The organism is Lutispora sp. QWL-02 (assembly GCF_058315355.1).
On record NZ_CM177762.1, the window covers coordinates 2,532,907 to 2,547,339 of the forward strand.

At 39.2% G+C, this 14,433-nt stretch carries 13 protein-coding genes and 1 other annotated feature; all 13 genes read left to right on the forward strand.

Annotation, left to right across the window (positions count from 1 at the left end; genetic code table 11):
• Positions 1 to 131: 131 nt before the first annotated feature.
• Entirely contained in the window at positions 132 to 1,313 is a 1,182-nt protein-coding gene (locus AC4HCY_RS11830) for a DUF3798 domain-containing protein (protein WP_323431429.1), read from the forward strand.
• A 143-nt stretch (positions 1,314 to 1,456) separates the two neighbouring features.
• Entirely contained in the window at positions 1,457 to 3,079 is a 1,623-nt protein-coding gene (locus AC4HCY_RS11835; protein ID WP_323431430.1) for a sugar ABC transporter ATP-binding protein, read from the forward strand.
• Positions 3,080 to 4,123: an ABC transporter permease subunit gene (locus tag AC4HCY_RS11840; protein WP_323431431.1), complete on the forward strand. Its 1,044-nt coding sequence runs from the start codon at positions 3,080 to 3,082 to the stop codon at positions 4,121 to 4,123.
• 1 nt (position 4,124) lies between these two features.
• Positions 4,125 to 5,231 (forward strand): ABC transporter permease subunit, encoded by a 1,107-nt coding sequence (locus AC4HCY_RS11845; RefSeq protein WP_491094326.1) that lies wholly within the window; start codon positions 4,125 to 4,127, stop codon positions 5,229 to 5,231.
• Between the two features lie 234 nt (positions 5,232 to 5,465).
• Positions 5,466 to 5,981 carry a translation initiation factor IF-3 gene (infC, locus tag AC4HCY_RS11850; RefSeq protein ID WP_323431467.1) on the forward strand — a complete coding sequence of 172 codons (516 nt, stop codon included), beginning with the start codon at positions 5,466 to 5,468 and terminating at the stop codon, positions 5,979 to 5,981.
• A 21-nt stretch (positions 5,982 to 6,002) separates the two neighbouring features.
• A complete protein-coding gene (rpmI, locus tag AC4HCY_RS11855) occupies positions 6,003 to 6,200 on the forward strand; it encodes a 50S ribosomal protein L35 (protein ID WP_323431433.1) in 198 nt (65 codons plus the stop codon).
• Between the two features lie 23 nt (positions 6,201 to 6,223).
• The gene (gene rplT, locus AC4HCY_RS11860; RefSeq protein ID WP_323431434.1) at positions 6,224 to 6,583 is read left to right on the forward strand and encodes a 50S ribosomal protein L20; all 360 of its coding nucleotides are present in this window, start codon (positions 6,224 to 6,226) and stop codon (positions 6,581 to 6,583) included.
• Between the two features lie 202 nt (positions 6,584 to 6,785).
• Positions 6,786 to 8,132: a TrkH family potassium uptake protein gene (locus AC4HCY_RS11865; protein ID WP_491094327.1), complete on the forward strand. Its 1,347-nt coding sequence runs from the start codon at positions 6,786 to 6,788 to the stop codon at positions 8,130 to 8,132.
• Positions 8,133 to 8,143: 11 nt separating this feature from the next.
• On the forward strand, positions 8,144 to 8,806 hold the full coding sequence (locus tag AC4HCY_RS11870) for a potassium channel family protein (protein WP_323431435.1): 663 nt from the start codon (positions 8,144 to 8,146) through the stop codon (positions 8,804 to 8,806).
• A 12-nt stretch (positions 8,807 to 8,818) separates the two neighbouring features.
• Positions 8,819 to 9,622 (forward strand): TrmH family RNA methyltransferase, encoded by an 804-nt coding sequence (locus AC4HCY_RS11875; protein ID WP_323431436.1) that lies wholly within the window; start codon positions 8,819 to 8,821, stop codon positions 9,620 to 9,622.
• A 78-nt stretch (positions 9,623 to 9,700) separates the two neighbouring features.
• Positions 9,701 to 9,909 (forward strand) — a binding site (T-box leader).
• 53 nt (positions 9,910 to 9,962) lie between these two features.
• Positions 9,963 to 10,982, forward strand: coding sequence for a phenylalanine--tRNA ligase subunit alpha (gene pheS, locus AC4HCY_RS11880; RefSeq protein WP_323431437.1), 1,020 nt, complete (start codon positions 9,963 to 9,965; stop codon positions 10,980 to 10,982).
• 15 nt (positions 10,983 to 10,997) lie between these two features.
• Positions 10,998 to 13,391, forward strand: coding sequence for a phenylalanine--tRNA ligase subunit beta (gene pheT, locus AC4HCY_RS11885; protein ID WP_323431438.1), 2,394 nt, complete (start codon positions 10,998 to 11,000; stop codon positions 13,389 to 13,391).
• 65 nt (positions 13,392 to 13,456) lie between these two features.
• Positions 13,457 to 14,422 (forward strand): ABC transporter ATP-binding protein, encoded by a 966-nt coding sequence (locus AC4HCY_RS11890; protein WP_323431439.1) that lies wholly within the window; start codon positions 13,457 to 13,459, stop codon positions 14,420 to 14,422.
• Positions 14,423 to 14,433: the final 11 nt, after the last annotated feature.

Here is a 14,433-nt window from a genome sequence, read left to right on the forward strand (position 1 = left end):
TTTCCTTTTGTATTTTTTGTTCCGAAAAGATAGCTTTTTATATGATTCATGAGCATATATTTATAATGATTAGCATCTGAAAAGCAATGCTTTTCAGACTAATAGAAAATGTTTAAATGGAGGGGAATCTATTGAAAAAGGTATTAGCTTTAGTACTGACCATTGTGATGGTACTTAGTATTGTCGGATGCGCCAAACCGGCAGAACCTGCAAACGGCGGGGCAGAACAAGCTGCAAGCTCAGGGGAAGCTGCTGCAGCACCGAAATACAAAATTGCTATTTACACAGGAACAGTATCTCAGAACGAAGAAGAGTTCAGATCCATGGAAGCTGCAGCCAAGAAGTATCCAAGTATAATTGTCTCGCAGACTTATCCGGATTCATTCACAACAGAGCAGGAGACACTTATTTCTAATGCAGTTGGTTTGGTATCAGATCCCGATGTCAAAGTTCTGATCATGAACCAAGCAGTTCAAGGCGCTGCGGCAGCATTTGAAAAGGTTAGAGAGGCTAGGCCGGATGTTTTAATTTTAGCTTATCAACCCGGTGAAACGGATATCATTGCGGCTAAAGCCGATGTCGTTATTAATGGAGATGAAGTAGCACAGGGGTATAAAATCGTTGAGCAAGCAAAGAAGCTTGGAGCAAAGACATTTATACATTACTCTTTTCCAAGACATATGTCTTATCCGCTTATTGTACAGAGGAGAGAGATAATAGTATCCGAGTGCGAAAGACTGGGAATAAAGTTTGTTGACGCCACAGCTCCGGACCCGGCAGGTGATGCTGGCATTACAGGAGCACAGCAATTTATATTGGAAGATGTTCCGAGAAAGGTTGCCGAATACGGCAAGGATACCAATTTCTTCAGCACAAACTGCGGCATGCAGGAGCCTTTAATAAAGTCATGTGTTGAACAAGGGGCCATAAATGCTCAGCAATGCTGCCCCAGCCCATTCCATGGCTATCCTGGTGCGTTGGGCATATCAGTTGAAGGGCATAGCGGAGACTCCGAATACATGGTCGGACAGATTAAAGCAAAGCTGGCTGAAGCCGGTGTTTCGGGAAGGTTCTCATCCTATGCTTTCCCGCTAGCAATGGTTTCTACTGCAGCTTTTGTTGAATATGGCAGAATGTATTGTGAAGGGCAATTGAAAGATAGAAATGATCCGGAGGCATTGCATAAATGCTTTGATGAGGTATCAGAGGGCTATAAGATTTACTTTGATAACTACAAAACAGCAGATAAAGATAATAAAACAGTAGTTCAAGAAAATTTCTATCTAGTGCTTGCTGATTATATAACATTCTAAAAAAATCTAAATCCTACAGGTAGTATGAATTCAGCTTAATATCATATAAGGTTGCCGCTTAAACGGCAACCTTATATGATATCCATTTATACATATTTATTAAAGATATTGATCATTGCTGATTTGAAGGGAGGAGGAAATAAATGGAGGATACAAATAAAGCACAGTATGTTCTTGAACTAAGAAATATAGAAAAAGAGTATTTTGGAAACAATGTCCTAAAAGGTATAAATTTGAAAGTAAAAGCCGGGGAGATACATGCCATTGTAGGTGAAAACGGTGCCGGAAAGTCTACCCTTATGAATATTATTTTCGGCATGCCTGTAATAAAGAATACGGGCGGCTATAAAGGCAAGGTTTTACTGGATGGAAAAGAGATTGACATTAAATCACCCAATGATGCTATAGAATTAGGTATAGGTATGGTGCACCAAGAGTTCATGCTGATGCCGGGTTTTACGATTACGGAGAATATAAAGTTAAATCGTGAGATACTTAAGGCGAACCCTGTAAGCAAACTTATAAGCCCGATGTTGAAAACATTGGATATAGAAGCCATGAGAAAAGATGCTCGCAAAGCATTGAAGGAGTTAGGAATGACTGTAGATGATTGGCTGCCCATTGCAGGACTGCCGGTAGGCTATATGCAGTTTGTAGAAATTGCAAGAGAGATCGACAAAGAGAATATTAAGCTGCTGGTATTTGATGAGCCCACGGCTGTACTGGCGGAAAGTGAAGCGGAGAAGCTTCTGAAAGCTATGAAAAGGCTTGCGGCAAAAGGTATTGGCATATTATTTATTACTCATAGGCTTGACGAGGTCATTGCGGTTGCAGACACCATTTCAATTCTTCGCGATGGTGAGCAGGTAGCTTCAATGGCTAAGGAAGATACGACTATGGAGAAGATTGCTCAGCTAATGGTCGGCCGAAAGATAGAAAGAATTGAGAGAACAAATAACAGAAACTCAAGTGACAGTGAAGATGCTATTATGTCCATAAAGGATCTTTATGTATATATGCCCGGAGAAAGCGTAAAAGGGGTAAGCCTGGATATAAGAAGAGGTGAGATACTGGGAATCGGCGGATTGGCGGGGCAGGGGAAAATAGGCTTGGCCAATGGAATTATGGGATTATACAGGTCAACGGGAGAAGTTTACAAAAATAGACAGCTTATTGAGCTGAACAACCCCAGGAAATCTATAGAAAATAAGCTTGCTTTTGTTTCGGAGGATAGAAGGGGTGTTGGATTGCTTCTGGATACTTCTATAGAAATGAATATTGTAATGACAAGCATGCAGATAAAGGATGGCTTTTTGAAGCCATTATTAGGAATAAAAGCATTTAAGATGATGGATGAAAAGAAGATAAGAAGACATACAAATAAGTATATTAAGGATCTTGATATAAGATGTACAGGGCCTACGCAGTATACAAGACGCTTGAGCGGTGGAAACCAGCAAAAGGTCTGCATTGCCAGGGCTTTGACATTGGAACCTGAGATATTGTTTGTATCGGAGCCTACAAGAGGTATAGATATCGGTGCAAAGAAGCTGGTTTTGGATTTATTGATTAAGTTGAATGAAGAGCAGGGGATGACAATAGTAATGACTTCAAGTGAATTGGGCGAATTAAGATCGATATGCGATAGGATAGCATTGATATATGATGGAAAGCTGCAAGGTATATTAGATCCTCAGGACTCAGATGTGGATTTTGGCCTCATGATGGCAGGCAAGCCTAGCGCGCATGCAAAGGAGGTAATATAGATGAAGAATTTATGGAAGAATTCTATCGAAAGATTTGGACATCCTAAAGTCTATTGTACGCTTTTTTTAATACTTCTTTTGATAACAGCGTTTTTTTTGAAGCAAGATATATTTGGGTTGATCTGTACTGCATTGATAAGGATTGGGCAAAATAGCATATTAGTATTGGCAATGGTGCCGTGTATTGTGTCCGGAACCGGACCTAATTTTGCATTGTCTATAGGAATGATTTGCGGTGCATTAGCGGGCTGTGTATCAATAGAATTAAATATGACAGGTATGTCTGCTTTTATGACTGCAATACTCATTGCAATTCCCATCTCAGTTATTGCCGGATTGATCTATTCAATAATCCTAAATAGAGTAAAGGGTGACGAAATGACTGTAGGCACTTATATGGGATACTCTGTTGTATCTCTTATGTGTATCGGTTGGTTGATCATACCTTTTAAAAATCCTGAAATGATATGGGCTATAGGAGGAAAAGGACTTAGATCTACTATTTCTCTTACAAACAGATATGGTAAAGTATTGGATGAACTTGGAAACATAAAAATAATGGGTCAAGTTATACCGATAGGAACTATTTTGTTCTTTGGGCTATGTTGCTTTTTTATGTGGTTATTCCTAAGATCTAAGACAGGAGCAGCCATGGTGGCGGCAGGAGATAATCCGAAATTTGCCGAAGCTTCCGGTATTAATGTGGATAGACAGAGAACTATCGGTACAATATTATCTATGGTTTTAGGAGCCGTAGGCATACTGGTATACGGCCAGAGCTATGGATTTATCCAATTATATACTGCTCCGTTAAATATGCCGTTTTTGGCTATTTCTGCTATACTGATAGGCGGTGCAAGCATTAAAAAGGCAAGCATAGGAAATGTTATATCAGGAGTCATCATTTTTCAGTCATTATTGGCAATATCGCTGCCGGTTATTAACGGTTTGTTACCTATAGGCAGCTTGTCTGAGGTAGTAAGAATTATTGTCCAGAATGGAGTTATATTATATGCTCTAACGAAAGCAGGAGGTGGCGAATAGAATGAATACTGAATTTAAAATTGCCAGCAAAAAAGCAAATAAGTTCAGTCTATTGGCAGCTATGTCCAAGTATTCAGTTCCACTATTATTTGCAGTAGTATGTATTGCGGGTGCTGTTTTATCTAAACTCTCTTTAAAATATATTATTTCAGATGTAATTCTAAGGTTAAATAGGAATCTATTCCTGGTAATTGCACTGATAATTCCTGTGCTGGCCGGGATGGGCCTTAACTTTGCTATAGTGGTTGGGGCAATTGCCGGACAGATAGGGCTTATTTTTATTATAATAATGAATATTGGTGGCGTACTGGGGCTTCTTGCCGCGGTTGCATTTGCTACTCCTTTTGCCGTTCTTTTCGGTTACGGAGTAGGTAAGATCTTGAACAAGACCAAAGGCCGTGAAATGATCACAGGAATAATTATGGGATTTTTCTCAAATGGTTTATATCAATTGGTGTTCTTACTATTTATGGGCACTATCATACCGGTAAACAATCCTCAAATAATACTTCCGGGGGGTATTGGATTAAAGAATGCCTTGGAGTTAGATATTATTCAGAACTCTTTGGATAATATAATCAATATTCCTATTATGGGTGTCAAGATACCGGTCTTTACATTTATACTTATTGGATTGCTATGTGTCTTTAATCAGTTTATTCTTAAAACAAAGCTGGGCCAGAATTTCAGGGCATTGGGCCAGGATATACATATAGCAGATGTGGCAGGAATCAATGTTGATAAGACAAGAATTATTGCCATGATTATGTCTACAGTGCTGGCTGCATGGGGACAGATTATCTTCCTTCAAAATATAGGAACATTACAAACCTACACAGCACATGAACAGGTTGGAAGGTTTGCCGTAGCTGCTTTGGTTATCGGAGGTGCTACTGTTACCAAAGCAACAATAGGTCAAGCTATCTTAGGTACAATTTTGTTCCATACTTTGTTTTCCGTATCACCAGCAGCAGGTAAGAATTTGTTTGGAGATGCACAAATGGGCGAATACTTCAGGTCATTTATAGCCTATGGAGTAATTGCATTATCACTGGTACTTCATGCTTGGCAGAAATATATGAATGCTAAAGAAAAAGAAAAGCTCTAGTAAAAATTTAATTTATATGTTGACAATCTTAATGCATAATGCTATCCTATATTAGTCAATATATAAAAGATTTAATTAATTATTATAAGCTTTTGCATTTGATTTGCATTTAAGTAGAAGGTCCGCTTCTCACCTTACAGTGATGCTGGTAAGGTAAAATAGTCCATGTTTATTGATTATTATGGGCAGGTGGATTTTTCTACCTGCCCAATTATATTATGGAGGTGATCAACTATAAGTAACAATAAGGATGTTCAAATCAACGAAGATATAAGAGATAAAGAGGTAAGAGTAGTTGATGTTAATGGAGAACAGCTTGGGATAATGTCTTCCAGGCAAGCTCTTGAAATTGCCGCGGAAAGAGAATTAGACCTTGTTAAGATAGCTCCGCAGGCTAAACCGCCGGTATGCAAGATAATGGACTATGGCAAATTTACTTTTGAACAGAGCAAGAGAGAAAAAGAAGCTCGCAAAAACCAAAAAGTTGTTAACATCAAAGAAATAAGATTTTCTCCAAAGATAGAGGAACATGATCTTAATGTAAAAGCAAAAAATGCTCAAAAGTTTTTACACGATGGTGACAAGGTTAAAGTGACCATAAGATTCAGAGGCAGGGAAGTAGACCATGTAGCATACGGTGAAAAAGCCCTGGAACGTTTTTATGAAATTTTGAAGGATTATTGTGTTATTGAAAAACCGGCAAAACTGGAAGGTAAAAATCTTTCTTTAACTTTAGCGCCTAAACAATAGTAGAAAAGGGAGGACTTTGTAATGCCAAAAATGAAAACCCATAGAGCTTCGGCAAAAAGATTCAGCTTTACTAAATCAGGAAAAGTAAAAAGAGCTAAGGCTTTTAAACAACATATTTTGACTAAGAAAACTTCGAAGAGAAGAAGGAATCTTAGAAAAACAGGCTATGCCAGCCCAGCTGAGGCAAAGATTATCAGAAAATTAGTACCATATAAATAATTCCATAAGGAGGCAGCATTAACATGGCAAGAGTAAAAAGAGCGGTAAATGCCCATAAAAAACGTAGAAAAACATTGAAACTGGCTAAGGGTTATGTAGGTGCCAGAAGCAAAAAATATAGAATAGCCAATGAAACGGTTATCAGAGCATTAAGATTTGCTTATATAGGGAGAAAGCTCAGAAAGAGAGATTTCAGAAAGCTATGGATAGCAAGAATAAATGCAGCAGCTAGAAACAATGGATTATCCTATAGCAAATTCATAAATGGACTTAAGCTTTCAGGCATTGAGATAAATAGAAAGATGCTTTCTGAAATGGCGATTAATGACGAAGCAGGCTTTGCCAAATTGATCGATATAGCTAAAGAAAAAATAAATGCATAAAAGACCGAAAGGTCTTTTTCATTTTTAAGACTTTGATCTTATTTTGGCATATAGGATCAAGATTGAAATGTTTAGTGGAAAAGTTTAAAATATATATAATTATTAACAAACTGAGGACCTAGGAATATTTATTATGAGTATTATGAATTATATTATTACAGAGCATAAAAGACGTCTGTAAGAGGTGAAAGATATTATAAAGTTGAGCTTTCTTAAAAAGTCAATTAACGCATCACCGTCACAAATTTTAGTCATAGGCTTTGCTGCTATAATATTGTCCGGGGCTATTCTTTTAAACCTACCGATGGCTTCGAAAGATGGAAATAGTGTTGGCTTCATAAATGCTCTTTTTACAGCCACATCTGCTGTTTGTGTGACGGGTTTGGTTGTCGTAGATACTGCTACACATTGGACCCCTTTTGGCCAGGTGATTATAATTGCATTAATACAAATTGGCGGGCTGGGCTTCATGACCATGTCAACTTTATTATCGCTGCTTGTTGGGAGGAGAATAACACTAAGGGAAAGAATTATGATGCAGGAAGCCTTAAACCTGGATGAGCTTGAAGGCTTGGTCAGGCTGACTAAAAGCATTATTATAGCCACCTTTACAATTGAAGCTGCAGGAGCCGTGATGTATTCTACAGTTTTTGTTCCTGAGTTCGGAATGAAGAAGGGTATGATCATGGGGCTTTTTCATTCCGTTTCAGCTTTCTGCAATGCCGGTTTTGATTTGATAGGCGGATTTAAGAGTTTTAGCCCATATGTAAATAATGCTGTCATCAACTTTACCACAATGCTGTTGATCATAATCGGCGGGTTAGGATTTACCGTTTGGATGGACATATATAACAACAGGAGCTTTGGAAGATTATCTCTTCACAGCAAGGTGGTTTTGAGCGTAACCGGATTTTTAATCACTGTCGGAGCATTATTCTTGTTTATGATTGAATATAATAACCCTGCCACGATGGGGGGCTTACCTTTGTCAGGAAAGATTCTTTCCTCTCTGTTTCACTCTGTGTCTCCAAGAACTGCAGGTTTTAATACAATTGATAATGCCGCCTTTACTTCATCATCTAAATTTTTGACCATAATATTGATGTTTATCGGAGGTTCTCCATGTTCAACGGCCGGAGGTATTAAAACTACTACTGCAGGGATACTTTTCCTCACTGTAGTATCTGTAATCACAGGGCGCGAAGATGCGGAGGTTTTTGAAAAAAGGATTTCCAAAACCATTGTTTATAGGGCTCTCGCTGTTACTGCTGCAGGCTTGTTTATTGTCACAGGCGTAACTATGATTCTATCCATCGCTGAGAATGCGGATTTCCTTACTCTTATGTATGAATCTGCCTCTGCTTTTGGAACCGTTGGATTAAGTTTAAATTATAGTCCGAATCTTTCCCTTATTGGCAAACTAATAGTATCTGCAACGATGTTTTCAGGAAGAGTAGGACCTCTGACTTTGGTAGTGGCACTGGCTCAAAGAGCATCCAGGCATAAAAGCAATCTAAAGTACCCAGAAGATAAAATATTGGTGGGCTAAGGAGGTTAATAATGAAACAATTTGTTGTTATCGGAATAGGGCGTTTTGGCGGCGCTCTTGCAAAACGACTATATGATATAGGACATGAGGTGTTGGCTGTTGATATGGATGAAGAATTGATCCAGAAGATATCGGATAAGGTCACTCACGCTATTGCTGCCGATGCCACAGATGAAAGCGTACTACGCTCCCTGGGGGTAAGAAATTTTGATGTCGGCGTCGTTGCAATAGGCGATGATATTCAGTCAAGCATAATAACTACCTTAATGCTTAAAGAAATGGGCTTGAAATATATTGTAGCAAAGGCTCAAAATGAGGTACATGCCAAGGTATTAAAAAAGCTTGGCGCCGATAGGGTCGTCTTTCCCGAAAGAGATATGGGCATAAGGGTAGCTCACAATCTTATTGCTACAAATATACTCGATATAATTGAGTTATCGCCGGATTATAGCCTCCTTGAATTCGAAGTATTTCCCTCATGGATTGGAGAAAACCTAAAAGACCTGAACCTGAGAGCAAAGTATGGCATTAACGTTTTAGCGATTAAAAATAATAATGACAACGGAAGCATAAATGTTTCTCCAAGGGCCCAGGACACTATCGAGGCAGGGGATATACTCGTCGTTGTAGGAAGCAACGAAGATTTGCTGAAATTAGAGAAAAAAATTGATTAAAGGTGAATTGCAGTGAAAATTATAACCAGCAGTCAGAATAAAGTGATTAAGCATGCTAAATCTTTACAATTAAAGAAATATAGAGATGCAGCCGGGGAGTATTTATTGGAAGGCATTAAGCTCTTACAGGAGGCTATAAGATATAATGCGGATATTGGCCACGTATTTTATCATGATGAAGCTTTGTACAATCCGGATATACAATATATTATTGATACCTGTACCAAAAGAAAAATTCCGGTTTATGGGATGGAAAAAAAGTTATTTCTAGACATAAGTGAAACAAGAACCTCTCAAGGGGTAATAGGCATAGGAAAGAAGAGAGATTATGATATGACCTCGCTCATCAAGCAGAAATCTTTCAATATTGTAATGCTGGAAGAAGTGCAGGACCCGGGCAATGTAGGTACTATAATCAGGACTGCAGATGCCTGCGGCTTTGATATGGCTATTCTGTCAAAAGGCTGTGCGGACATATATTCTGGTAAAACTATAAGGTCAACTATGGGCTCTTTATTCCATATGTCCATCATTCCTGATATGGATTTTGAACATGTGATGGGAATTTTAGAAAGCGTGGGGGCCTTGACGTTAGCCGCAGCTCCCCATGACGGTATGCCTTGCTATGATATCAGATATAAAGACAAAAATGTGATAATTGTAGGAAATGAATCCAAGGGGCTGACTGATGCTGTTATGGATAAAGCAAGCTTAAAGGTAAACATACCTATGATCGGCAGAGCGGAATCTTTAAATGCAGGTGTGGCCGCATCCATATTGATGTATGAAATTATGAGGCACAGGCTTGCAAGGTGATTAAAAAAAAATTACCATTATTGTAATAAAGAATACCATATGTTATAATTCAGAATAAGCTGAATACAAAACTAGATAAGAAAGTCAATGAAGGAAAAAGTAGGTTATATCAAGGTACAAGAGATATGGTACCATGGCTGGGAGTACCGTTTACCATATATATCTGAAGTTCGGTCCGGAGATTCAGAGTTGAAATTCAGTAAGCTCTGACGGTGTTAACCGTTAATTTATGAGTGGCCTGTACGTAAGGCAATTAGGGTGGTACCGCGGAAACCTCCGTCCCTTTGGGGTTGAGGTTTTTTTGTTTTTGTTGAATGATTTATTGAAAGGAGTTTTATATATGAAAGATAAGCTGGCTAAGATTAAAAGTGAATCCATTGTCGAAATTGATAATGTGGAAAATTCGCAGCAGCTTGAAGAAATCAGGATCAAATATCTTGGGAAAAAGGGAGAATTGACTCAGCTGCTTCGCGGCATGGGACAATTGAGCCCTGAGGAGAGGCCCCTCATGGGTCAACTGGCAAACGAGGTCAGAGATCAGATCAATGACAAGATTGAGGAAACAGCATATTGTTTAAAGCGAAAAGACCTGGAAAAGAGGTTGCGCAGCGAATTTATAGATGTTACTATGCCCGGCAAAAAGAAGCAGCTGGGGAACAGGCATCCGATGACCAAGGTATTAAATGAAATTGAGGATATTTTTATCGGAATGGGCTTTACTGTGGTTGAAGGGCCGGAAATTGAGAAGGCTTACTATAATTTTGATGCTCTTAATCACAGCAAATATCACCCTGCCAGAGATGTGCAGGATACATTTTATATAACTGAAGAATTATTGTTAAGGACTCAAACTTCCCCCAACCAAGTTAGGACTATGGAAAAGCAAAAACCGCCTATTAGAGTTATTGTACCTGGCAGAGTGTACAGAGCAGATGAGATCGATGCTACACACTCACCGATGTTTCATCAAATAGAAGGCCTGGTCGTTGACAAAGGAATAACTATGGCGAATCTTAAGGGTACTTTAGAGATATTTGCTAAGAAGTTATATGGTGAAAAGACTCAAACCAAATTTAGGCCCCACCATTTTCCTTTTACTGAGCCCAGTGCTGAGATGGATTGCACTTGCTCTGCCTGCGGAGGAGCCGGCTGCCGCATATGCAAATACACCGGGTGGATTGAAATATTGGGCGCAGGCATGGTTCACCCCAATGTGCTTGCAAATTGCGGCATAGACACTGAAGTATATTCCGGTTTTGCCTTTGGTATGGGATTGGATAGGATCACAATGTTGAAATATGATATTTCCGATTTAAGACTTATGTTTGAAAATGATAAGAGATTCTTAGATCAGTTTTAGGAGGGGAGAATATAGATGCTTGTACCAATAAAATGGCTTAAAGATTATGTTGATATAGATATGGATATAAAAGAATTTGCAGACGGAATGACCATGTCCGGCTCCATGGTTGAAGGTGTGGAAGAGGTAGGCCAGAATATAGATAAGGTTGTTGTCGGCAAGATACTTGAAATCAGCACTCATTCCGATGCAGATAAACTATTGGTGACAAAGGTCGATGTAGGCGGTGAAATTATCCAAATAATCACCGGAGCAACAAATATAAGAGAAAATGATTATGTGCCCGTTGCACTTCATGGAGCCAGCTTGCCCAACGGTATAAAAATTAAGAGAGGCAAATTAAGGGGTCTTGAATCAAACGGCATGCTATGCTCGCCGGATGAGCTTGGACTGGATGCAGAAAGCCTTCCAAGCGGCGTTGATATGGTTGACGGTATATATATACTGGACCAGGCATACCCTCTCGGCAAAGATATTAAGCGAGTACTGGGTCTGGACGATAAAATAATCGAATTTGAGATTACAAATAACAGACCGGATTGCCTTAGCATATTGGGCATAGCAAGAGAAGCTGCTGCAACCTTTGGGTTGAAAATGAAATACCCCAGCGACGCAATATCTGTAAAGGATGGAGAAGCATCCGATTATATATCTGCCAGCGTGAAGGATGCTGATTTATGCCCTAGATTTGCAATACGGGTGATAAAAGATGTAAAGATAAAAAACTCTCCTCCATGGATGCAGGAAAGACTTTTAAAGGCTGGAGTAAGGCCAATAAATAACATAGTTGATATAACCAATTACGTTATGCTGGAAACAGGGCAGCCGATGCATGCCTATGATCTTGATATGCTTGAAAACAAAGAAATAGTTGTGAGAAGAGCGGAAAAGGATGAGAAGATCACCACTCTTGATGAAAATGAAAGAAATTTGGATGATTCAATCCTGGTTATAGCAGATGGGAAGAAGGCAATAGGCATTGCAGGGATTATGGGCGGCTATAACACCGAAATTAAAGAAGATACTAAAACCATTGCTTTCGAATGTGCTAATTTTGATGCGGTTAATATAAGATTATCATCGAAAAAATTGGGCTTGAGGACAGAGGCTTCTTCAAGGTTTGAAAAGGGTCTGGATATGGAGATCGTATCCCTTGCGATGGACAGAGCCTGCCATCTTGTTGGAGCGCTGGATGCCGGAAAGGTTGTAGGAGGTACAATAGATATTTACCCTGCTAAAAAAGAAAAAAGGATGATCACTTTAAGGAACGACAGGGTAAAGTGGCTTTTAGGCGTAGACATATCTGTTGCCAGGGTCAAACAAATGTTGGAATCTCTGGAATTTGAGGTTGCTGGTGAAGAAGTATTAGAAATAAAAGTTCCGACTTTCAGAGATGATGTGGCGATGGAAGCTGATTTGATTGAAGAGATAGCCAGATTATATGGATATAATAATATTCCGTCTAAGCTTATGGATACAACCTTTACCCAAGGCGGAAGGGATGCTAAGCAGCAGATCAGAAATATTATCAGAGGTAATATGGAAGCTCAGGGCTTATATGAAGCTTACACATATTCCTTTGTGAGTCCGGCCGTATTCAACCAGATAAACCTGAAGGCAGAGAACCCCTTGAGAAAGGCGATAAAAATATTAAATCCTCTTGGAGAAGAACAAAGCATAATGAGAACTACAATGATTCCAAACATCCTTGAGGTTATAAGCAGGAACTATAATAGAAAGATAGTAGAAGGAATGTTTTATGAATTATCCAAGGTATATCTGTCAGAAGAGTTGCCCTTGAAGGATTTAGCTTATGAGCGAGATACTTTGACCATAGGAATTTATGGCAATGTAGATTTTTATGATTTGAAGGGTATTATTGAGAACATGTTGTCCATTTTAAATATCAGCAAGTACAGAGTCCTTCCCTCCAATCATGAAAGCTTTCATCCGGGCAGGACAGCTGAGCTGCTGATAAATAATAAGAGGATAGGCTATTTGGGAGAAATACATCCGGATGTGCTGGATAACTATGATATTCCATCCAGGGTATATATCGCTGAACTGGATTTTGAGGAAATTTTCCGTCAGATTGACCTGACCATAAAATATAAGCCCCTTCCCAAATATCCCTCCATTGAGAGAGATATAGCAGTGGTAGTTGAAGAGGAAGTTACTGCAGGCCAAATTGAAGAAATAATAAGAAATAAGGGCGGAAGGCTTGTTGATGAGGTAAAGCTGTTTGACATATATAGAGGCTCACAGATAGAAGAGGGCTATAAGAGCATGGCCTATAGCATAGTTTACCGCTCTGATGAGAAAACGCTTACCGAAGAAGATATTACAAAGGTCCATAATAAAATATTGAATTCTCTGACTAATCAGGTTGGAGCAGTGCTAAGGAGCTAGTATTATTAAGGTGGCATGGATGAGCAGCATCTATGTCACCTGCTTATGGTGAGAGGTGAAGTGCTTTGCAGGAAATAGTGAGAGTAGTCGATCTAAAAAAATATTATGAGATTTATGATGCCAAGGCTCAGCAAAGCAAGTTTGTGAAGGCTGTAGATGGCATATCATTTTCCATCCGTCAGGGTGAAACCTTGGGCTTGGTAGGCGAAAGCGGTTCCGGCAAAACGACCACGGGAAAGCTCATATTAAACCTTATAAAACCCACCTCAGGCGAAATTTTTCTGGAAGGTAAAAGCTTGAGCAGCCTAAATCATAAAGAGATGAGAGAATTAAGAAAAAGCATTCAAGTTGTATTTCAAAATCCATATGCAGCATTAGATCCGAAAATGACAATAAGAGATATTTTGACTGAGCCGCTGAGCATACATAAGATCGTATCCAAATATGATTACAATAATGAAGTTAAGAGGCTTCTTAATATGGTGGGACTGAGCGAAAGCGATATGGACAAGTTCCCTCACGAATTCAGCGGCGGTCAAAGGCAGAGGATTGGCATAGCAAAAGCCATAGCCGTAAAACCCAAATTTATTATTTGTGATGAGCCGGTTTCTGCTTTGGACGTATCAGTTCAATCCCAAATACTAAATTTGCTTTGTGAGCTCCAAAGAGAAATAAAGGTATCCTATTTATTTATTGCTCACGGCTTAAACGTAATAAGGCACGTTTCTGATAAGGTTGCCGTGATGTACTTAGGCAATATTGTCGAATACGGAGATGTAAAGACGCTGTTTGATGAATGCAAGCATCCCTACACAAAGGCATTAATTTCTTCGGCTCCCATTCCTGATCCTAACAGAAGAAATAATACCATTGCGTTAAAGGATGAGATACCGAGTCCGGTCAATGTACCCGATGGATGCCCTTTTCACCCCAGATGCTATGAAGCTGCAGATATATGTAAAAACAAAAAACCTTTTTTGATGAATGTTTCATCAAGCCATGCAGTGGCATGTCATCTTACTTACAGTTAAAGGTGGTTTTA

Coding starts and splice junctions, on each gene's coding strand:
- AC4HCY_RS11835 (WP_323431430.1), top strand. CDS start 1,457: ATGGAGGATACAAATAAAGCACAGTATGTTCTTGAACTAAGAAATATA.
- AC4HCY_RS11840 (WP_323431431.1), top strand. CDS start 3,080: ATGAAGAATTTATGGAAGAATTCTATCGAAAGATTTGGACATCCTAAA.
- AC4HCY_RS11845 (WP_491094326.1), top strand. CDS start 4,125: ATGAATACTGAATTTAAAATTGCCAGCAAAAAAGCAAATAAGTTCAGT.
- rpmI (WP_323431433.1), top strand. CDS start 6,003: ATGCCAAAAATGAAAACCCATAGAGCTTCGGCAAAAAGATTCAGCTTT.
- rplT (WP_323431434.1), top strand. CDS start 6,224: ATGGCAAGAGTAAAAAGAGCGGTAAATGCCCATAAAAAACGTAGAAAA.
- AC4HCY_RS11870 (WP_323431435.1), top strand. CDS start 8,144: ATGAAACAATTTGTTGTTATCGGAATAGGGCGTTTTGGCGGCGCTCTT.
- pheS (WP_323431437.1), top strand. CDS start 9,963: ATGAAAGATAAGCTGGCTAAGATTAAAAGTGAATCCATTGTCGAAATT.
- pheT (WP_323431438.1), top strand. CDS start 10,998: ATGCTTGTACCAATAAAATGGCTTAAAGATTATGTTGATATAGATATG.